Origin of the sequence: Pseudomonas sp. RA_5y_Pfl1_P24, from assembly GCF_963970945.1 — a bacterium.
In the GTDB taxonomy this organism is placed as follows: Bacteria; Pseudomonadota; Gammaproteobacteria; order Pseudomonadales; family Pseudomonadaceae; genus Aquipseudomonas; species Aquipseudomonas tritici.
The window spans coordinates 135,746-155,404 of sequence record NZ_CAXAOJ010000001.1 but is presented as its reverse complement, the minus strand read 5'-3'; the positions used below and the strand labels follow the sequence as shown (position 1 = coordinate 155,404).

Sequence of the window (19,659 nt, the reverse complement as noted above, 5' to 3'; positions counted from 1 at the left end):
GGCTCATATCTTGTTGAAATCATCACGGGTGCGCAAGCTGGAACCTCATCTTGCCAGGGAGCTTTTTTATGTTCGCCAAACAATATTCACACCGCTTGCCCGCCGACTATGACATGAACGTGATTCGCCGACGCGCCGCGCAGTTGGGGCCGTTGTGGGATCACGCCGAAGGGTTGCTGTTCAAGGCGTTTATCGCCCAGGAGACTGGCGGCAATGTGTATTCCTCGGTGTACCTGTGGGCCGACCCGTTGCAGGCCGCTGACTTCTTGCTGGGGGAGCGTTTCCAGAAAGTGCTCGACAGCTTCGGTCGTCCGCATATCGAGAGTTGGCTGCCGCTGGATGTACAACGCGGCCCGGCGCGGAACGCGCTGAGTTTGTATCGGGAGGAATGGCCGCTGGCGCCTGGCGCGGACCGCGCGGGCATATTGGCCGATGAGAAACGACGGAATCAGCAATTGGCTGAGAGCAACGACACGTTCGCGGTGCTCCTCGCGCTGGACGTGCAAGCGTGGCGGTGGGTACGGTTTACGCTGTCGGCCAAGACGCTGGATGCCGAGCATCCAGGCACGGGCTATCAGGTGCTCTATCTGGCACAAGGCGTTGCGCCCTAGCGATAACTGCGCCAGTCTTGGTGGCCTTATCCTTGTCGTTGAAACAATCTGTGATCCAGGCCACCCGTTTGACACTCATCTGCCATGCCGCCACGCCTCTGCAAAAGCGCGGGCGTTTTCCGGACGACGAGGCGGTGGCGATGGATTGGCAGGGGGCGGCACTTTCCCTCGCCGGGCGTTATAAGGAACCCCGGCGTTTGTTGTGCGGGCCGGAAATACGCGCACGGCAGACAGCCGGCTTGTTCGGCGGTGACGCAGGAGTCGAAGACGCCCTGCGTGACGCTGATTTCGGCCAGTGGAAAGGCCAGGCCATCAGCCAACTGAATGGCGATCAGTTAAACACCTGGCTCACTGACAGCGCGTGCGCACCCCATGGCGGCGAGTCAGTGGAGGATGTTTGCACGCGTGTCGCGCAGTGGATGAAATCCCTCGAAACCCAACCCGGCCATATCGTCGCCATCACCCACCCCTTTGTGATCCGCGCCGCAATGCTGTACGTCATGCAGTTTCGGCTCTCGATGTTCTACCGTATCGACGTCGAGCCGCTGTCCACCACGGAGCTGCGCTTCAATACGGTCTGGCGCCTGCGCCTGGAAACTCACGCCTAGACGCCTGAACATGGCAAAATCCACGCCCCGCACTGAGAGCTACCCATGAAACGCATCCTGATCATCGGCATTGGCGCCGGCAACCCTGACTACATCACGATGCAGGCCGTGAAGGCGCTCAACCGCACCGACGTGTTTTTCCTGATGGACAAGGGCCAGAGCAAAGACAAGTTGATCGACCTGCGTCGCGAGATCTGCGAGACCTACATCACCGAGCCTGGCTACCGCTTCGTCGAGGCCGATTGCCCCGAGCGTGTGCGCGGCGATATCGACTACACCACCGCCGTGCAGGACCTCAACCGCGACAAGCAGCAGACTTTCGAGCGCATGATCAATGAGGAAATGGCCGACGGTGAAGTGGGCGCTTTCCTGGCTTGGGGCGATCCTGCGCTGTACGACAGCACCATCCGCATTCTGCAGGCGATTTTGGCCAGTGGTCGCTGCACCTTCGCGTTCGAAGTCATCCCCGGTATCACCAGCGTGCAGGCCCTGGCCGCCCAGCACAAGGTGCCGTTGAACCGCATCGGCAAGTCCGTTGAGATCACCACCGGGCGCCGTCTGGCAGCGGGGCAGGCGAGTGATGCCGACACCCTGGTGGTCATGCTTGACGCCGAAGATTCCTACCGCAGCGTTGCCGATCAGGATCTGGACATCTATTGGGGCGCCTACCTCGGCACGCCGGACGAGATCCTGATCAGCGGCAAGGTGAATGAGGTGGCCGAAGAAATCCAACGGGTGCGCAAGGCCGCGCGCCTTGAAAATGGCTGGATCATGGACACTTATTTGCTACGCAAACCCTGAGGTAACGTCCCATGCTTAAACTGTTTGCCCTGGCGCTGACCCTGCTAGCCGGTGCCGCTCATGCCGACGATACGCTGCACACCGACTTGCCGTTGTCGTACCTGGAACAGACCCAGGGTGATGCGCGCAACCAGCCGCTGGTGATTTTCCTGCACGGCTTTGGCAGTAACGAGGAAGACCTGTTTGGCATCAAGGACGCGCTGCCGTCCACGTGGACTTACTTGTCGGTTCGGGCGCCCATGCCGGTCGATCCGAATGGATTCCGCTGGTTTACCAAGACGCCCGGTGACGGCGATTACGATGGTGTAACGGCCGATCTTCAGCGCAGTGCGGGGCTGATCAAGGACTTCGTCGGCAAAGCCACTGCCAAGTACCACACCCAGAGTGATCGCGTGTTCCTGATTGGTTTCAGCCAGGGCGCGATCATGTCGTATGAGGTGGCGTTGCGTGACCCGCAGCTGGTGCGAGGGATTGCGGCGTTGAGTGGCAGTGTGTTGCCGGTGCTCAAAGCTGAGCTGAAACCGGATGAGTCATTGGGCAAGCTGGCGATCTTTATTGGCCACGGCACCTTGGACCAGGCGCTGCCGTATGCCTCGGCGACCCGGGCGAATGAGGTGTTGACGGGGCTCGGGTTGAAGCCGGAGTTTCATGGGTATCCGGGGATGAACCACACTGTCAGTGAGTCGGAAGTGCAGGACTTGAAGGTTTGGCTGGAAAAAAGCCTGAGGTAAACGCGGTTAAAAAATGTGGGAGGCTTGCCTGCTCCCACATTGGTTTTGTGTTGATTGGGCAATCGGGTTACTTACCGCCTGTAATCTGCTTCACCAGCGCCGCATGCCCCTTGGCATCATCCGCCCGCGAAATCGCCTGGATCACCAGCAAATGATTTCCCGAGCCACCGAGGAATGTGGATTGCAGCGTCTTGCCACCACCCTGGGTCGCGGTGCTGTCCACTTGGCGCAGGCCCAGGCCCTTGACGTTCAGCTTCTTCTCGCTCTGCTTCTTGAAGTCAGGCAGTGCTGCGCTCTGGTCCTTGACGAATCCGGCCACGGCGCCATCGAGGAACTGCGCGTCGTTATCCCTAATGGTTACCCCGTCTGCACGCACCGTTTCGGCGACGATCACCACACTTTTCGTGGTCTGGTTGGCGTACATCGTGCCTTGGGTGTCGGCGGTTCCATCATCCGCCTTGCCAGCCGGCAAGGTGTCGGCGGTATAGGCCCTGGGCAGCTTGAAGGTGAACTTCCCGCCCAGTGTGGAGATGGTCTGTGTGGTCGGCTTGGCGGCGGCGAAGACACTGCCGGCAGAAAGCGCGAGGACCAGCAGGGCGACGGTCTTGGTGAAAGTGGCCATGAAGCGCTCCAGGGATGAACGAAATTGCGGCATATTCTGTCAGAATTTTCGCAAGATCGTTCACCGATAGCCTCACGCCTTGTCGGACTCTTCCTCAAGTCGATCCATCTCAAACAGGCGCGCCAATTCCGCCCGCGCTTCCTGGGCCGTTTGCATCACCTTGGCAGCGTCGTCGTACACCGCGTGTTGCGCGGCCAGCACTTGCAGGTCGTGGTTCTTGAAGCGTGTGATGCGCGCATCGGCCTGAGCCTGGCTCAAGCCCAGGCCGACCAGGGTGCGACGGCTCATTTCCAGGCTGGAGTAGAACGTCTCACGAATCGGTGAGGCGTCCAGGTCCACCAGGCGGTGTACGTGCTGGCGGTTACGCGCACGGGCGATGATCTTCATGTGCGGGTAGAGGTTGCGCACCTGTTCGGCAGTCTTGATGTTTATCTCCGGGTCATCCATGGCGATCACAAAGAATTCCGCCTGGTCGACCTTGGCCGCATGCAGGATCTCCGGGCGTTGCGGGTCACCGTAGAACACCGGCATGCCACCGAAGCTGCGGGTCAGTTCGATGGTCTCTACCGAGGTGTCCAGGGCGATAAACGAGATATTCTGCGCGCGCAGGATCCGCGCGACGATCTGGCCCATGCGGCCCATGCCGGCAATGACCACGCGCGGTGCGTCGCTTTCAATGGCGCTGTATTCCTCGGGCACTTCCACCGGCTTGACCTTGGGCTTGAACAGCTTCGGGCACACCAGCAACAGCAGCGGCGTTACGGCCATGGAGAGGGTGATGGTCAGCACCAGCACATCATAGAGATGAGGTTCGAATAGGCCTTGGTCGCGACCGATCTTGAACACGACAAAAGCAAATTCACCCCCGGCCGCCAGCACCACGCCCAGGCGCAGGGCGCTTTCGCGGTTGAGGTCGCCCACCAGCCGGCCGACGGCGTACAGCAGCGGCAGTTTCAAGCCGATCAGCAGCAACGTCAGCCCGATCACCACCCATGGCGAGCTCAGTAGCAGACTGAGGTTTGCGCCCATGCCCACGCTGATGAAGAACAGGCCCAGCAGCAGGCCCTTGAACGGTTCGATCTGGGATTCCAGTTCGTGGCGGTACTCCGAATCCGCCAGCAGCAAACCAGCGAGAAAGGCGCCCAGGGCCATGGACACGCCCACCAGTTCCATCAACCAGGCTGTACCGATCACCACCAGCAACGCCGTCGCGGTGGACACTTCGCGCAGGCCGGTCTTGGCGACGATGCGAAACACTGGCCGCAGCAGGTAGCGACCGCCGATGATTACCACGGCGATGCTGCCGAGGATCTGTAATACATGCTGCAGGCCCTGGGCTTCCGTGGTGGGGTGATCGCTGCCGGCCAACAGCGGCACCATGGCGATCAGCGGGATCGCAGCGATGTCCTGGAACAACAGAATGGCAAACGCCAGGCGACCGTGTGGTTGGTTCAGCTCCTTGCGCTCGGCAAGGCTTTGCAGGCCGAACGCGGTGGACGAGAGCGCCAGGCCCAGGCCGAGCACGATGGCGCTGTTCCACGACTGGCCAAACAGCCACAAGGCCACCACGCCCATCACCAGACCGGTGAACATCACCTGGGCCAGGCCAACGCCAAACACCGCCTTGCGCATCACCCATAAACGCTTGGGTGACAGTTCCAGCCCGATAATGAACAGCAGCAACACCACGCCCAGTTCAGAGAATTGTGCGACGCTTTGCGGGTTGCCGATCAGGCCGAGCACCGACGGGCCAATGATCACGCCGGCAAACAGATAGCCCAGCACCGCGCCCAGTTGCAGGCGTTTGGCCAGGGGCACGGTCAGCACGGCGGCGAGCAGGAACACCACGGCTGCTTGTAACAGGTTGCCTTCATGGGGCATTGCGAACTCCAGGATCTTTAAAGCCAATCAATAGACGGTTATTAGAGCGCTTTTTACATGTCGAAAATTGTGTTTTTGCAGCGCGTGCAACGGCATTGAGCCTCACCCTTTGTTACTATCGCCATTCCTTTTCACTAGGAGTCACCGCCCCATGCAGCACCAGTGGGATGAAATGCACCGCACCCGCAAACCCACGTTCGTACTGTGTGGCGAGCCTCAGGGCGATGTGCTCAATCTCTACGTTCACGGTTATTCGGCGTTCTTCAATCGGCAACAATTGGGCAGCTTCCAGGCGCAGTTGGCGGGTATCGAAGGCTCGACCAACCTGATGCTGTTCTGGCCGGCAGGGCATTTCCTGGAAAACCTGTTTGCTCCCTTCAAGGATGTACTGGGCGCGATGCTCAGCGGCGTCAACCTGGGCGCGGCGACTGTGGGGGTGGGCAAGGCGATTGCTTATTTCCTCGATCACTACAAAAGCGTCGAGGCCCGGGTGGACGAAGTCGCCAGGAGCCTGTTGCCGGAACTCGCCAGCTACTTGCACGGTGAATCCCTTGAAATACGGCGTATAAACCTGATCGGCCATTCCCTGGGCGCGCGCATTCTGGTCAAGAGCCTGTTGGCCAGCCCTGAAACTGCCCGCGAACTGCCATTGGACAACCTGTTGTTGATGGGCGGCGCGATCTGCACATCGAGCCCGTGGGATGAAGTCTCGGCACCCCTCAAGGGGCGCGTAATCAACTGCCACTCCAGCAAAGACTGGGCCCTGGCGATGAAACCGGATACCGAACGTTGCATCGGCCGCCATGCGATCCCGGTGACGCCAGCGCTCAAGGCCAAGGTTACCAATGTGCACCTGGCAACTTTCGACCACGCCGCCTATTGGCCGCAGTTGCGGACGGTAGTGCAGTACACCGACCTGTTGCACGAGCGACGCGGCATGATCCGTTCCGATCAACGCAGCACTGAGGTACGTTTTGCCGAAGAGGACGCAGAACTGTTCCCGGCGTTGGTGCAGGCACGGCCGGAAGAATTGAAGTTCCTTGCTGAATTGATGGCGCAAAAGCGCAGCGCTTCAATCGACGCCACCGTGCGCGAGCCACTCAAATTGGCCATCGAGTTGCAACGCATGGGCGGCGATACCTTTATGAACCTGGCCCGCGGCCATGGCGTGAGTTACCGCCAGGTCGCCGAAGATGTGGTGCAGCGGTTGGGGATCAAGTTTGACGGACCTCTCGATACCGTCGAATTGGCAGACCTGGAAGCCCAGGTTGCGGAAAAACTCATCGAACAATATAAAGACAAACTCAGTAACGCTGACCGGCAGGTGTTCGACGCGGAGCTCAAGGCGGCCGCGCAAAAGGAGCAGGGGCTGTTCAGCCGTTTCGATGTTGGCCGATCAGCCACCACGGCGTTGAGTGGTACGGCGTTGGCCGGGCTGACCGGGTTTATCCTGCGCCGTGGTGCAGCCACGGCGATTCCGGTGGTGGGCCAGGCTGTGGCAGCGGCGATGCTGCTGGTGAGCGGTGTCCGCGCGTTTTCCGGCCCTGCGTATTCGATCACCACCCTGGCGGTGCTGGTGATTGGTTTGATCCGCCAGCGCATGGAGCGTGAAGCAATGAGCCAGGAGATGGACCTGGTGGTGCACGTTGTCGAAGCGTTCGATCTGCCGCGGGAGACGGTGATGCGCACGGTTGCGTCTGACTGATAAGCTGCGCCTCTATCGAGTATGTTTGCCTGGGATACCGCGTGAAATTCAGCCTGCCAAAAATCGCTACCGCCCCGTTTTGCCCGCCGGAAGTGGCCGGCTCCGTCGCCGTTGATCCCAAGGCTTCGTTCTTCAAGCGCGTGCTGATGTTCGCCGGCCCAGGCCTGCTGATCTCTATCGGCTACATGGACCCAGGCAACTGGGCCACGGCCATCGAGGCCGGCTCGCGTTACGGTTACAACCTGCTCTTCGTCGTGCTGCTGGCCAGCCTGGCAGGGATGGCGGTGCAATGCCTGTGCTCGCGCTTGGGCATCGCCACCGGCAAGGACCTCGCGCAACTGTGCCGTGAACGCTATAGCAAGCGATCCGCCCGCACCCAGTGGGTGTTGGCAGAAATCTCCATCATCGCCACCGACCTGGCCGAAGTGCTGGGCTGCGCCTTGGCGTTTCACCTGCTGCTTGGCGTGTCGCTGACCACTGGCATTGTGATCACCGCTTTTGACACATTGTTGATCCTGGCCCTGCAAAACCGGGGTTTCCGCCGCTTGGAAGCGATCATGCTGGCGTTGGTGGCGACCATTGGCGTGTGTTTCTTTATTGAACTGGTACTGATCAAGCCCTACTGGCCGGACGTGTTCAGTGGTTTTACGCCTTCACTGTCGGCCATCAGCGATGCCGCGCCGTTGTACCTGGCAATTGGTATTCTCGGTGCCACGGTGATGCCGCATAACCTTTACCTGCATAGCTCGATCGTGCAAACCCGCATGATCGGCAAGGACCTCGCCAGCAAACAGGATGCGGTCAAGCTGGCACGCATCGACACCATCGGTTCGCTGGCCCTGGCCCTGCTGGTCAACGCTGCGATCCTGGTACTCGCCGCTGCCGCGTTCCACAAGACCGGCCACACCGACGTAGTCGAGATCCAGGACGCCTACCACCTGCTTGACCCGCTGGTCGGTGGCGCGTTTGCGAGCATCCTGTTTGGTGTGGCCCTGCTGGCTTCCGGTCAAAGCTCTACGTTTACCGGCACCATTGCCGGGCAGGTGATCATGGAGGGCTACCTCAACCTGCGCATTCCTTGCTGGCAGCGGCGCCTGATCACTCGTGGGCTGGCGCTGATCCCGGCGTTTCTCGGGGTATGGCTGATGGGCGACGATGCCATCGGCAAGCTATTGATCCTCAGCCAAGTGGTACTCAGCCTGCAACTGCCGTTTGCGCTGTATCCGCTGATTCGCATGACCGGCGATAAGCAACTGATGGGGCCGTTCGTGAATCGGCTGCCGACGCGGTTGCTGGCGTGGTTCCTGTTTGCGGTGATCAGTGGGGCGAATGCGTGGTTGATTGCGCAGTGGGTGTTTTGATTGGCGCTGTGCAGCCATTGCGAGTTTCTACACCAGGATCGCCAAGGACGTGTACTGGGCGACCTGCGGGTCGGCCGTCAATAACGTCATCGGTTCGCTCACGGCCGTCGCAACGATGAGCCGATCAAAGGGGTCCTTGTGATCGTGCTCGAGATCCTTCACCGCAATGGCATGTTCTGAAGTGATGGGCAGTTCGACGAACCCGCTTTCCTGGCAGTACCAACGGATTTCCTCCAGATCGACAGTGAGTTTCCCTAACCCGACCTTGACTGCCATCTCCCAGAATGTTGCAGCGCTGATGTAAATATCTGCAGCATCCTCAATCAGCTTTTTGGCTTTGCTCGATAGCTTGGGAGCATCTGTCAGTGTCCAAAGCAGGATATGGGTATCGAGCAGCACTCTCATGCTTGGTTGCCTTCGAAAGCATCCAGTAGATCGTCAGGTAACGGTGCGTCGAAGTCTTTGGGTATGACGAGTTTGCCTTTCATGGCCCCAATTCTCCGGCCTTTGGCGTTGCCCACGGGGACAAGTTGGGCCATCGCACGTCCATGCTTAGCAATCGTGATGACTTTGCCAGCAGCGGCCTGATCAACCAGTTTTGACAGATTATTTTTCGCTTCGCCCAAAGGAACAATAATCATGTGGTTATCCCCATATTTTGGCCAAATATAGCCAACACTAGGTTCGCTATCAAAGACCGCCCTACCACTGGCTGAAGCGACCCGCTCAGAGCGCGATTTTTTGTTGTATATGACGTCCATGGCAGTTCTCCAAAAAGATGTCAGCGAAGTCTGCCGCAGCGCGTCGAGCAGAGAAATGCTGGCCCGAAAAATCAGAACGGACCTACTTTTTCCAGTAAGAAAACTTTCTGCGTAGGTACGCTCCTCACGCGCTGTATCGCTCACCGATCCCAATATGGCACTACCCCAAAACACTCCACGAAGTAATCAATCACTGTGCGCACCTTCAGTGAAATGCGCCGGCTCCCTGGCCATACTGCCGCGATCTGCTGCGGTTCCAAGGTGGTAGCCACTTCGTATTCCGTGAGCACCGTCTGCAAGGTGCCGGCACGCAGGCCTTCGCCGATCAACCAGGAAGGAAACACCACCAGCCCGAGACCTTGTTCGGCAGCGTGGGTCAGGGTATCGGCGTGGTTGCCGGTGATCGGGCCCTTGACGCTATAAGGCGTCCAGTCGCCCTGGCCCCGGCGGAAGAACCAGCGTTGTTGTCCGGTGATGCCTTTGTAGGCCAGGCACTGGTGGTTGATCAGTTCGTCGGGATGTTGGGGCGTTCCGTGCCTGGCCAGGTAGGCCGGGCTTGCGGCGATGCGAAAGCGTTGGGGCGCGAAGATGCGCGCCTGCATGCTGGAGTCGTTGAGCACACCAATGCGGAACAGCAGGTCAGTGCCGTCTTGCAGCGGGTCGACGAACGTATCGGTTTGCTGGATATCCAGTTGCAGTTTCGGATAGCGCCGGCATAACTCGCCCAGCCACGGTGACAGGTGACGCTGGCCGAATACCATGGGCGCATTGATGCGCACCAGGCCGCTGGGTTCGCTTTCCTGCTCTTGCAGGGCTTGGCTTGCAGCTTCCAACTGCTCCAGCACCAGGCGTGCATGCCGTCCGAGCAGTCGTCCGGCTTCGGTAGGGCTGACCGCCCGGGTGTGGCGGTACAGCAACTGCTGCCCCAACGCCTGTTCCATCAGCTGTATTTGCCGGGAAATAGACGAAGGCGCCAGGCCCTCACGCCGCGCCACTTCGGAAAAGCTGCCGAGGTCCAGTACCGCGACGAAGAGGCGCAGCGCCTTGAAACTCAGTTCATTCAAACCGTGCATCCTGCCTCCAGGTTGTGCGTTTTGCGCAAAGGTGTTGTTGGCATGCTCCCATTTATCGCACAGGACGGCCACTGGATAATGCGCGCCATGTTTCCCTTCTGAAGCGCAGGTGATGTATGCAGGCACGTTCTATCGAGGGTGTGGCGCAGGCCACGCCGAAAAAAAACCTTCTACGGTTGCTGTTGTTGCCCCTGGTGATCCTGGCGGGCATGGGCCTGTCGGTAGAGGCAGGTTTGCTCGGTCCACTGGGTGTGCAGGTGGGGCATTTGTGGGCAACGTTGAGCATCTTTGGTGTGGGTTCGGCGATTCTGTTTTTGCTGCTGCTGTTCAGTGGCCCGCAAAAGGGGCCGGCGCTGACCGACTTGCCACGCTGGCAGTTGATCGGAGGCTTCTTGGGGCCTATGTACGTCGTCGTACTCACCCTGGCTACGCCGCACATTGGTATCGCCATGACCATGATCGCGATTCTGTCCGGGCAAGTGGGCAAGAGTGTGCTAATCGACCATTTCGGCTGGTTCGGCACAGCGCGCAAACGCGTCAATGGCGAGCGCTGGATAGCGCTGGCGTTGATTGTGGCGGCACTTGTTCTGATTGCGCGAGGGTAAGACGATGAACCTGATTTTGTTATTGGTGCTAGTGATTGCCGCTGGAGCGGTGTTGAGTGTGCAGGCTGCCATCAACGGGCGCCTTGGCCAGGCGGTGGGCGTGTTGCGCAGTAGCTTGCTGACCTTTGCAGTGGGGGCCCTGACGACCGCGCTGTTGATTTTCTTCTTCGAACCGGCCCAGGCCTTGAGCTTGCTGGACGTGCCGAAATGGCAATTGACCGGCGCGTTGTTCGGCGTGGTGTACATGATGGTGATGGTCGGCGCAGTGCCCATCGTCGGAACGGCCGTCGCGACGGTGGCGGTGATCCTTGGGCAATTGGGCATGGGTATGCTCATCGATAACTTCGGCTGGCTGGGCAACCCGGCCATCGAGTTATCGGGCAGCCGGATTGTGGCGATGGCCTGCCTGGCGCTGGCCCTGGTGTTCATGTACCGCAGCAATACCCGCACCGACTGATGGTTTGAACCATCGCCGGCGAATGGCAGTCACTGCTTAAGGTGCTGGCAGTCGCCACACCGCGACGACCATGAAAAAGGAGTCTGACCATGCCAGATAAGACCTGTGCCTGCCCGCACTGCAAGTGCGTATTGGGCGTTGACGCGGTAATGAAAGACGGTAAGGGCTATTGCTGCCAGGGATGTGCCGAGCACCATGCGCACGGTGAACCGTGTGCGTCTGCTACGGGCTGTGAGTGCGCCAAATCGACGCATGGCTGAGCACCGTTACACTGTGGGAGCAGGCAAGCCCGCTCCCACAGTGATCTGCTTTGTTGCTGCTAGTGGGTTTCCAGTTCAAGCCTGAGGCTATGGTCGGACAGGCGCTGCCTACCTTTGACCACACCGCTTGTACGTCGCCCCTCCAACGCAAAAACCACCGTCTGCGCGGAGTGCAAGTCAGCCGGCAGCGGCTGGAATACTTTCAGCACCGTCCAGCCGGGCTGCTGCTGCAGGCTCACTTGGCACTCGACATGCTTGGCCATCGGCCCGAATAAGGTGTCCTGGGTGTAGTCAATGCGCGCTTTGCCACGAACCTGTACAGGTAAAACCATGGTTGTCCCTCCCTGATCAAGCCTGGGCGCGCGCGTCCGAGCGCCGCCATTGCACATGAGTGATGCCGTACTTCTCGGCCTGCTCCTGGCTGGTCTTCTTGACGTGCTCGCGCGCGAAACGGCCGATACGGCCGATGCCTGCGTCACAACTCGCCCAGTGCCAGGCCTCCAGGATATCGAGCTTTTCCAGGCGGATGATGAAGGACTTGGGTTCACCGTGCAGGATGTAGTCGATCACAAACAATTTTGCATTATTCATTGGCTTATTAACCCTCCATGTATAACCAAGTGATCTCTGCTGGCCGAAAAAATTCATTCGGATTGTCGAGCGGTGGTCATTACCATGGTGGCTCACCCTTGATAGATGTGCACCCCCATGGCCCTGGCCGCGCCTCCCGACCTCAGTGATCACGCCGTCCCCGTGCAGCCCCTGGCGCGTACCTATCCGCGTGGGTTGTATTTTGAACCCCATCGCCACGATTGGGGCCAATTGCTCTACGCCATGAGCGGCGTGATGTGGGTCGAGACGCCACGCGAAGCCCTGGTAGTGCCGCCGCAGCGTGCCGTATGGCTGCCACCCGGGGTGGAGCATGGGATTCGTGTGGTCTCGGATTTGCAGATGCGCAATATCTACCTGCGACCGGCGCTAGCAGCCACGCTGGACAGCCAGGTGCAGGTGATCGAAGTCGGTGGGTTGCTGCGTGAGTTGATCGTCACGCTGGTGGAGGAGGGCGATAGCGGCGATGCGGCGTATTACGACGCCGTGGTCAGCCTGGCCTTGCTGGAACTGCAACGGGCGCGATGCTCGCAGATCCGCATCGCCATGCCGGTGGCGGCGGACCGTCGGCTGATCAACGCCTGCCAGGCGGTCATGGCCGCGCCCTCCCTGGAGACTCCTTTCGAGCAGCATGCGCAAACGGCCGGAGCCAGCGTGCGCACCTTGTCACGCCTGTTCCAGAACCACCTGGGCATGGGCTTCGCCGAATGGCGGCGTCAGGTGCAGTTGGCTACGGCGGTGGCGGAGCTGATCCAGGGGCAGCCCGTCAGTGCTATCGCACGCTCCCTTGGCTATTCGCCCAGCAGTTTCAGCGACATGTTCCGTCGCGAACTTGGCGTGGCACCCTCGCAATACGTCGGCTGAAGGTTTGGCCGAAATCCTGAAGCACTTGGTCGATGCTTCAGGAATGTGCTCCCTACACTGAGCGCATCCACCCATAAGGCGCCGTCCCCATGAACTACCTGATTTCCCTCGCCATCGGCCTGTTTGTCGGCATGATCTATGGCGCCCTGGATTTCCGCTCGCCCGCGCCGCCGGCCATTGCCCTGGTGGGCCTGATGGGCATGCTGCTCGGCGAAAAGCTCTGGCCCATGGGCCGGCAGATGATGGGCGCTTGGTTGTCTTGATCTGTTTTTTCACTTCGATGGATATCGGCTATGAAAGCACTGCAATTTTCCGCCACCGGCGACCTCGCCGCCCTCAGCTTTGTCGACGTTGCCACCCCGGTGCCGGCTGCCAGTGAGGTGTTGGTACAGATCAAGGCCGCGGGCCTCAACCCCAGTGACGTCAAAAATGTGCTTGGTCGCTTCCCCTACACCACGCTGCCGCGCATTCCCGGCCGCGACTTCGCCGGTGTTGTGGTGCAAGGCCCGCAGGAACTGCTCGGCCAGGAAGTCTGGGGCACCGGCCGCGACCTCGGTTTTTTTGCTGACGGTTCCCACGCTCAATACCTCACCGTGTCGGCCAAGGGCGTGGCGCAAAAGCCTGGTCATTTGAGCTTCGCCCAGGCTGCCAGTCTTGGCGTGCCGTACACCACCGCCTGGGACGCTCTGGAGCGCAGCGGTGTGACCAAGGGCACGCGCTTGCTGGTCATCGGCGCCAATGGCGCCGTGGGCAGCGCGACCCTGGCCCTGGCGAACGTGCGTGGCGCCCAGGTACTGGCCGCTGTGCGTCGGCCGGAGCAGGCCGACGTGTTGCAGACGCAGGGCTTTGAGGCGATTGCCCTGGGTAAACCGGAGGAATTGGGTGCACAGGTCAATGCGGTGTTCAAGGGTGGCGCCGATGTGATCTTCGACACCACCGGTTTCTGGCTACCGGCAGCCGTGGCAGGCCTGGCGCCGTTCGGTCGCATCGCGATCATCGCGGCACCGGTGGACGGCCATGTACAACTGCCGGCCCTGGCCCTGTACCGCAAGGGCGGCTCGGTGGTGGGGATCAATTCGTTGCTCTACAACTGCGAGCAGTGCGCGGTGATGCTGAGGCAGTTCGGGCGCTTTTTTGATGAAGGCTTGCTGCCACTGCCCACCGGCCTGCGTGAAGTGGCGCTGGCTGATGGGTTGCAGTGCTATGAGCACGTGAACCAAGGCAGTGCGGACAAAATCATCTTCCTGCCCTGATACGGTTTGATCTTCACTAGGCTTCGGGAACACCTTTTTCCCAGGCTGACCAGTTCTTGAGGATCGCCTGTACCAGCGGGTTGCCCGTGCGATACAGGTTCTCCAGCGCTGGCACGAACCCGCCCTGATCCGCGTATTTGAGCAGGTTGTCCACTTCGCTGTAGCCAGGATAGGGGCGGTCGAAGTCCGAACCTGCACGCACAACCGCCAAGCGCTGGATATCCACCAACCCCTCACGGCTTGCACGTAACAGCGCTTCATAGGTGGAGTTGTCTTCCTGCTGGGTGGTGCAGTACTCGCCTTTGTTGTCCGTCAGCAACTGGGTCCAGACTTCCGCGCGTTCGCTCAGGCGCGTGCCGGAAAACCACGTGTTGCCCGCCAAGGTGTCGCAGCGGGTGACCTGTGGTGGCTGGTTGGCCGGGGCGGCAGGGTAGTGTTTGCGCCAGGCGCTGGACGCCTTGCTTTCGGTCAGTTCAACTTTTTGCGACAAGGCATATGCCTTGGCCTGCAACTTGGGGTTCAGCTCGAACACTTCGGTCTTATAGTCCAGCGGTGGTTTCTCGTTGGGGCCCTTGGTGTTGATGCCAATGTAGCCGGTCGGCCAATCCTTGGGCGCATCCCGCGAATCCAGCTCCCACTGGGTGCCGAACTCCACCAGGTAGTGTGCCCAGGCGGTGGTGCCGATGGTGCCATGTTTGGGGCTGATGCCGGCGATCCCGGCGATCAGGAAGTAGCTCTGGCGCAGGTCGAACTTGGGTGACAAGGCCAGGGCCAGCGTGGACGCGGCGGCATTGGTCTGACCCATGCCGGTGACCAGCAGGCACACGTCCTGGGTGTTGCAGCGGATCACCGGGTATTCGGCGGACAGCCCCGGTACGCGCACTTCCTGCTTGAGTTCCAGGCGATCGATCCAGGTTTGTGCCTCGGGGGCGAACATGGTGATCAACATCACTTTGGGTTTGATCGGCGTCGGCGTGTCAGCCATTGCCACGTGAGGCAGTACGGCCAGGCCCGCGGCGATTGAAAAGCGAGTCAGCGTATTCATCTAATGCTCCTTTATCAGAATTGGTAGCCGACGCCGGCGTAATAGCCCCAGCCGTCGGAGCGGGCGCGGAAGTTGCCCTCGCCGAAATTCAACTCACTGCCGTCTTCCCAGTTGCCGCCGTTGTGAAAGTAGCGGCCGACCAAGGTGAAACGCAGGTGGGTGAACGAATACAGCAGCACGTTGGTGGCCACCAGGGAATTGGCGGTGCGCGCCGGGTTGTCCTTGTGCAGGTCTGAGCCGAAATCGTAGTTGGTGAAGCCGATATAGGTCAGTGAAGCACCGTTGTCGAACTTGCTGATGGGCACGATGTACTTCATTTGCGCGCGGTAACCGTCCCATGAGTATTCATTGCTGGCACCGTAGTTTTCCCACTGGTAACGCCCGTAGAAGTTAGCCGACAGGTTCACTCGCGAGTGGGTGTCGATGTCAGTGCCCAGGCCGCTGTACAGTGTGTTGGCGCGGTTTTCCTTGCGGCTGCCGTGATCGTAGATCCAGTCAAACGCCACGTACCATTCCTTGAACGGCCCGATGGCCAGGCTGCGGCCTGCCAGGTAGTCGATGGAAATACGCGGCTCGTGCTCCATGAATACCGGCGAGCCGTGGTCCCACACGCCCTTGTCATTGCTGTTACCGATGGTGAGGATCTTCGGCACATCGATGTATCCGTACAGCTCGAATGGCCCTTTGCGGCCGAAATACTCGTATTCCAGGTAGACATCATCCTGTGGCTTGGGGCCGAAGCTGATGTCTTTGCTGCCGATCAATGTCAGGTCCTGGTTGAACCAGTCCGACAGGTACGGGCTATTTTTTGCCGGGCTGGCTTCAGGGATCTTGGTTTTTGGGCTAAGGGTTTCGCCCTGTGCTGAGTCATCCATGGGTTTTTCCTGCGCCAAAATGGGCACGCTGAGTACTCCCGTAACGGCGGCCAGTAGCAAGGAAACACCAAAGGGAGCAGGACGCCTTGAGGTGGGTTGCATTGAAAATCCCTATTCGTACGCGGTTTGAACCCGATTCCTCGGGTGAGGAAGAACTTGGCTGGCAAGTTCGTTCCGCAAACGTTTGCACAGGCTGTACCAACTTTGCTCAATCAATTGATCAGCCTGAAAAAAACCGGGATTAGTCAACCTTTTGGTCAGAATTGACGGGGTGTCATTTTTTCGATTCGGTTAAACAAATGCATCGCGGTTTCCCTTCGATAGTCACTCGGCGTCTGGTCCATCTCGATACGAAAGTGCCGGTTGAAGTTGGACAGGTTGGCGTAGCCCACTTCAAAACAGATGTCCGCCACCGACATATCGCTTTGCAGCAACAAGCGGCAGGCGCGCTGCACGCGAAACTTGCGCATCAAGTCGATAAAACCATGGCCGGTGTTGCGCTTGAAGAAGCGCGAAAAGCCTGGTTCGCTCATTTCCAGTTGCTGCGCGATCACCGAAAGACGCACATCGCCGGTCAGCTCGCGCATCAGATAGTCGAATGCCTTGTTGATGCGTTCGGCGCTGCGGGCGTCCAGGGTAGGCGCGTAGCAGGGGCTGGCCAGCGCCTTGACCTGCGGCGTCGGGGCGTTCTTCAGGCTGTCGAGCAGTTGCAGGAATAGGACCAACCGTTGCAGGCCATGGGCGCGCCCGATGTCTTCCATTAGACGCGCGGCCTGTAGCGCCGTCTCGCCAGTGAATTCGAGGCCGCGTCGGGCGTGCTCGAACAACGGCTGCAAGTCGCCGAGTTCAGGCAGGGTCTTGCGCAGGGCGAGGAGGGCGGCGCCGTCGAATTGCAGCACCACATCGCGGCCGGTCAGGTACTCACCAGGGGCCAGTTCGCCGATCCAGTCGTGGGGCAGGTCGGGGCCGATCAAGGCGACGTGCCCGGCACCGAACGCACCGATGTAGTCGCCGGCGACCAGTTTGCCGCTGCCTTGGCGGATCAGGTGGATTTCAAATTCGGGGTGGTGGTTCCAGCGCGCCAAATCATAGGGGTAGTCGTGTTCGAACCAACGGAAGCAGTGGTTCGGTTCGGGCAGGATCACTTCCAGCTCGGCGGGGCGGTGCTCGAACAGCTTGGCGCGGCTGACAGGCATGGGAGGCTTCTTATGATTCTTGGAATCGATCCAAAATACGCGCCTCGGCCGTGGGAGCGCTACCCCCGGTTTCGCTTGGCACTGATACTTTTTTAACTTCGAGCCAAAGGTTAAAAAAGTACCAGTCGAGCATTCGTCACGCGTTTGTGGAGGGCCTGGAGGAGCTGCTGTAATCGGCCCTCAACAACAAAAACAACAGGTAGAAACCGCTATGTTCAAGCTCCCGCAAGCGTTGTTCCTGCTTTCAGGCCTGGCGCTGGCCATGCCCAGTTATGCCGCCGACACCGTCACCATCGCTACGGTCAACAACAGCGACATGATCCGCATGCAGCGCCTGTCCAAGGTGTTCGAAGCACAGCATCCGGATATCAAGCTCAAGTGGGTAGTGCTGGAGGAAAACGTCCTGCGCCAGCGCCTCACCACCGATATCGCCACCCAGGGCGGGCAGTTCGACGTGCTCACCATCGGCACCTACGAAACTCCATTGTGGGGCGCCAAGCACTGGCTGGAACCGCTGACCCAATTGCCGGCCGATTACGGCGCCGATGATATCTTCCCCTCGGTGCGCCAGGGCCTGTCGGTCAACAGCACCCTCTACGCCTTGCCGTTCTACGGCGAAAGCACGGTGACCTACTACCGCACCGATCTGTTCCAGCAAGCCGGCCTGAGTATGCCCACGCACCCGACCTGGAGCCAGCTCGGCGAGTTCGCCGCCAAGCTCACCGCCAAGGACAAAGGCCAATACGGCATGTGCCTGCGTGGCAAGGCCGGCTGGGGCGAGAACATCGCCTTGCTGAGCACCATGGCCAATGCCTTTGGCGCACGCTGGTTCGACGAGCAATGGAAGCCCGAGCTGACCAGCCCCGAGTGGACAGCGGCCGCCAACTTCTACGTCAACACCCTCAAGCAATACGGCCCGCCGGGTGTTTCCAGCAACGGTTTCAACGAGACCCTGGCGCTGTTCAACAGTGGCAAATGTGCGATCTGGGTCGATGCCAGCGTGGCCGGTTCCTTCACCACGGATAACACTCAAAGTAAGGTCGCCGACAGCGTAGGTTTCGCCGCCGCGCCTACCGAAGTCACGGATAAAGGCTCCTCGTGGCTCTACGCCTGGTCCCTGGCCATTCCGGCTACCTCAACGCACAAGGACGCCGCAAAGGCCTTTATCACGTGGGCCACCTCCAAGGACTACATCCAACTCGTCGCTGACAAAGAAGGCATCACCAACGTACCGCCAGGCACCCGCCAGTCCACCTACAGCGAGGCGTATTTGAAAGCCGCACCGTTTGCCCAAGTGACTTTGGAGATGATGAAACACGCTGACCCCGCGCATCCGTCGGCGAAACCGGTGCCCTATGTGGGCATCCAGTACGTGACCATTCCCGAGTTCCAGGCCATCGGCACCTCGGTCGGCAAGTTGTTCTCGGCGGCGCTGACTGGCGGTATGTCGGTTGACCAGGCCTTGCTTCAAGCGCAGTCCACTGCCGAGCGCGAGATGAAACGCGCCGGCTATCCGAAGTAATTTCTACAGGACATTTTCATGAAACGTCTCGAAGGTAAAAGCGCGCTGATCACCGGATCGGCGCGCGGTATTGGCCGCGCGTTTGCCCAGGCCTACATCGCTGAAGGTGCGACGGTCGCCATCGCCGACATCAACCTGCAACAAGCCCAGGTCACGGCCGCCGAGTTGGGCCCACAGGCTTACGCGGTAGAGATGGATGTCACCGACCAAGCCTCCATCGACGATGCAATTGCTGCCGTGGTGGCCGAGGCCGGCAAGCTGGATATTCTGGTCAATAACGCCGCGCTGTTCGATTTGGCGCCCATCGTCGACATCACCCGCGAGAGCTTCGAACGGCTGTTCTCGATCAACGTCGCCGGCACACTCTTCACCCTGCAGGCCGCCGCGCGGCAGATGATCAGCCAGGGCCACGGCGGCAAGATCATCAACATGGCCAGCCAGGCCGGGCGCCGGGGCGAGCCGCTGGTGGCGATCTACTGCGCGACCAAGGCAGCGGTGATCAGCCTGACGCAATCGGCAGGGTTGAACCTGATCAAGCAAGGGATCAACGTCAACGCCATTGCACCGGGTGTGGTGGAGGGTGAGCATTGGGACGGGGTGGATGCGCTCTTCGCCAAGCATGAAGGGCTGGCGCCAGGCGAGAAAAAGAAGCGGGTAGGGGATGAGGTGCCGTTTGGGCGGATGGGCACGCCGGAGGATTTGACGGGAATGGCGGTTTTCCTGGCTTCCAAAGACGCTGACTATGTTGTGGCGCAAACGTACAACGTGGATGGCGGCAACTGGATGAACTAGCGTCATATGCGGAGCATTTGATGTGCT

Annotated in this window: 24 protein-coding genes; 14 read left to right on the top strand and 10 right to left on the bottom strand. The window is 60.0% G+C overall.

From position 1 onward, the window contains the following. Positions 1-68 precede the first annotated feature (68 nt). From AACY30_RS00655 to AACY30_RS00640, 4 genes are read left to right on the top strand one after another with little or no spacing between them, the layout of a single operon-like run. The gene (locus AACY30_RS00655) at positions 69-611 is read left to right on the top strand and encodes a DUF4865 family protein (protein WP_339467334.1); all 543 of its coding nucleotides are present in this window, start codon (positions 69-71) and stop codon (positions 609-611) included. A 53-nt stretch (positions 612-664) separates the two neighbouring features. Further along, positions 665-1,219: a histidine phosphatase family protein gene (locus AACY30_RS00650; protein ID WP_339539606.1), complete on the top strand. Its 555-nt coding sequence runs from the start codon at positions 665-667 to the stop codon at positions 1,217-1,219. A gap of 45 nt (positions 1,220-1,264) precedes the next feature. After that, positions 1,265-2,020: a precorrin-6A synthase (deacetylating) gene (cobF, locus tag AACY30_RS00645; RefSeq protein ID WP_339539394.1), complete on the top strand. Its 756-nt coding sequence runs from the start codon at positions 1,265-1,267 to the stop codon at positions 2,018-2,020. 11 nt (positions 2,021-2,031) lie between these two features. After that, positions 2,032-2,751, top strand: coding sequence for an alpha/beta hydrolase (locus AACY30_RS00640; protein ID WP_339539392.1), 720 nt, complete (start codon positions 2,032-2,034; stop codon positions 2,749-2,751). Between the two features lie 67 nt (positions 2,752-2,818). Here AACY30_RS00640 and AACY30_RS00635 read toward each other — a convergent pair whose 3' ends face one another. Together AACY30_RS00635 and AACY30_RS00630 are read right to left on the bottom strand one after the other, a co-directional pair. Continuing rightward, on the bottom strand, positions 2,819-3,373 hold the full coding sequence (locus AACY30_RS00635; protein WP_339539391.1) for a hypothetical protein: 555 nt from the start codon (positions 3,371-3,373) through the stop codon (positions 2,819-2,821). A gap of 72 nt (positions 3,374-3,445) precedes the next feature. Continuing rightward, positions 3,446-5,254 carry a monovalent cation:proton antiporter-2 (CPA2) family protein gene (locus AACY30_RS00630; RefSeq protein WP_339467333.1) on the bottom strand — a complete coding sequence of 603 codons (1,809 nt, stop codon included), beginning with the start codon at positions 5,252-5,254 and terminating at the stop codon, positions 3,446-3,448. Positions 5,255-5,405: 151 nt separating this feature from the next. Here AACY30_RS00630 and AACY30_RS00625 point away from each other — a divergent pair, with 151 nt between their 5' ends. Both AACY30_RS00625 and AACY30_RS00620 read left to right on the top strand, forming a co-directional pair. Beyond that, positions 5,406-6,959, top strand: a complete 1,554-nt coding sequence (locus AACY30_RS00625) for a DUF726 domain-containing protein (RefSeq protein ID WP_339467332.1) — start codon at positions 5,406-5,408, stop codon at positions 6,957-6,959. A gap of 41 nt (positions 6,960-7,000) precedes the next feature. Continuing rightward, complete coding sequence (locus AACY30_RS00620; protein ID WP_339467330.1) at positions 7,001-8,320, top strand: Nramp family divalent metal transporter; 1,320 nt, start codon at positions 7,001-7,003, stop codon at positions 8,318-8,320. A gap of 27 nt (positions 8,321-8,347) precedes the next feature. Here the strand turns inward: AACY30_RS00620 and AACY30_RS00615 are convergent, their stop codons facing one another. From AACY30_RS00615 to AACY30_RS00605, 3 genes are all read right to left on the bottom strand, one after another. After that, on the bottom strand, positions 8,348-8,725 hold the full coding sequence (locus AACY30_RS00615) for a type II toxin-antitoxin system VapC family toxin (RefSeq protein ID WP_339467328.1): 378 nt from the start codon (positions 8,723-8,725) through the stop codon (positions 8,348-8,350). Further along, positions 8,722-9,081 (bottom strand): type II toxin-antitoxin system Phd/YefM family antitoxin, encoded by a 360-nt coding sequence (locus AACY30_RS00610; RefSeq protein WP_339539390.1) that lies wholly within the window; start codon positions 9,079-9,081, stop codon positions 8,722-8,724. Before AACY30_RS00610 ends, AACY30_RS00615 begins: the two co-directional genes overlap by 4 nt. Positions 9,082-9,221: 140 nt before the next feature. Beyond that, entirely contained in the window at positions 9,222-10,154 is a 933-nt protein-coding gene (locus tag AACY30_RS00605) for a LysR family transcriptional regulator (protein ID WP_339467325.1), read from the bottom strand. 116 nt (positions 10,155-10,270) lie between these two features. Here AACY30_RS00605 and AACY30_RS00600 point away from each other — a divergent pair, with 116 nt between their 5' ends. The 3 genes from AACY30_RS00600 (at position 10,271) to AACY30_RS00590 (ending at position 11,476) form a co-directional block, all read left to right on the top strand. After that, entirely contained in the window at positions 10,271-10,759 is a 489-nt protein-coding gene (locus tag AACY30_RS00600; protein ID WP_339436528.1) for a DMT family transporter, read from the top strand. A gap of 4 nt (positions 10,760-10,763) precedes the next feature. Then, positions 10,764-11,216 (top strand): DMT family transporter, encoded by a 453-nt coding sequence (locus AACY30_RS00595; protein ID WP_339436529.1) that lies wholly within the window; start codon positions 10,764-10,766, stop codon positions 11,214-11,216. A gap of 89 nt (positions 11,217-11,305) precedes the next feature. Further along, complete coding sequence (locus AACY30_RS00590; protein ID WP_339419807.1) at positions 11,306-11,476, top strand: metallothionein; 171 nt, start codon at positions 11,306-11,308, stop codon at positions 11,474-11,476. A gap of 59 nt (positions 11,477-11,535) precedes the next feature. Here the strand turns inward: AACY30_RS00590 and AACY30_RS00585 are convergent, their stop codons facing one another. Both AACY30_RS00585 and AACY30_RS00580 read right to left on the bottom strand, forming a co-directional pair. After that, positions 11,536-11,808, bottom strand: a complete 273-nt coding sequence (locus AACY30_RS00585; protein WP_339539388.1) for a hypothetical protein — start codon at positions 11,806-11,808, stop codon at positions 11,536-11,538. 16 nt (positions 11,809-11,824) lie between these two features. Continuing rightward, positions 11,825-12,067, bottom strand: a complete 243-nt coding sequence (locus AACY30_RS00580; protein ID WP_339419809.1) for a DUF6555 family protein — start codon at positions 12,065-12,067, stop codon at positions 11,825-11,827. A 117-nt stretch (positions 12,068-12,184) separates the two neighbouring features. Here AACY30_RS00580 and AACY30_RS00575 point away from each other — a divergent pair, with 117 nt between their 5' ends. The 3 genes from AACY30_RS00575 to AACY30_RS00565 all read left to right on the top strand — a co-directional run bounded on the left by AACY30_RS00575 (position 12,185) and on the right by AACY30_RS00565 (position 14,202). Further along, on the top strand, positions 12,185-12,949 hold the full coding sequence (locus AACY30_RS00575; RefSeq protein ID WP_339539387.1) for an AraC family transcriptional regulator: 765 nt from the start codon (positions 12,185-12,187) through the stop codon (positions 12,947-12,949). 89 nt (positions 12,950-13,038) lie between these two features. Continuing rightward, positions 13,039-13,212: a DUF1427 family protein gene (locus AACY30_RS00570; protein ID WP_339467315.1), complete on the top strand. Its 174-nt coding sequence runs from the start codon at positions 13,039-13,041 to the stop codon at positions 13,210-13,212. A gap of 30 nt (positions 13,213-13,242) precedes the next feature. Beyond that, positions 13,243-14,202: a quinone oxidoreductase family protein gene (locus tag AACY30_RS00565; RefSeq protein WP_339539385.1), complete on the top strand. Its 960-nt coding sequence runs from the start codon at positions 13,243-13,245 to the stop codon at positions 14,200-14,202. 16 nt (positions 14,203-14,218) lie between these two features. Here the strand turns inward: AACY30_RS00565 and AACY30_RS00560 are convergent, their stop codons facing one another. The 3 genes from AACY30_RS00560 to AACY30_RS00550 form a co-directional block, all read right to left on the bottom strand. Further along, the gene (locus tag AACY30_RS00560) at positions 14,219-15,247 is read right to left on the bottom strand and encodes a purine-nucleoside phosphorylase (RefSeq protein ID WP_339467313.1); all 1,029 of its coding nucleotides are present in this window, start codon (positions 15,245-15,247) and stop codon (positions 14,219-14,221) included. A gap of 14 nt (positions 15,248-15,261) precedes the next feature. Next, positions 15,262-16,224 carry a nucleoside-specific channel-forming protein Tsx gene (locus tag AACY30_RS00555; protein ID WP_339419812.1) on the bottom strand — a complete coding sequence of 321 codons (963 nt, stop codon included), beginning with the start codon at positions 16,222-16,224 and terminating at the stop codon, positions 15,262-15,264. Between the two features lie 155 nt (positions 16,225-16,379). Continuing rightward, complete coding sequence (locus tag AACY30_RS00550; RefSeq protein WP_339467312.1) at positions 16,380-17,318, bottom strand: AraC family transcriptional regulator; 939 nt, start codon at positions 17,316-17,318, stop codon at positions 16,380-16,382. A 262-nt stretch (positions 17,319-17,580) separates the two neighbouring features. Here AACY30_RS00550 and AACY30_RS00545 point away from each other — a divergent pair, with 262 nt between their 5' ends. After that, on the top strand, positions 17,581-18,840 hold the full coding sequence (locus tag AACY30_RS00545; RefSeq protein ID WP_445261408.1) for an ABC transporter substrate-binding protein: 1,260 nt from the start codon (positions 17,581-17,583) through the stop codon (positions 18,838-18,840). A gap of 18 nt (positions 18,841-18,858) precedes the next feature. Then, entirely contained in the window at positions 18,859-19,632 is a 774-nt protein-coding gene (locus tag AACY30_RS00540; RefSeq protein WP_339467310.1) for an L-iditol 2-dehydrogenase, read from the top strand. The last annotated feature ends 27 nt before the right edge of the window (positions 19,633-19,659 follow it).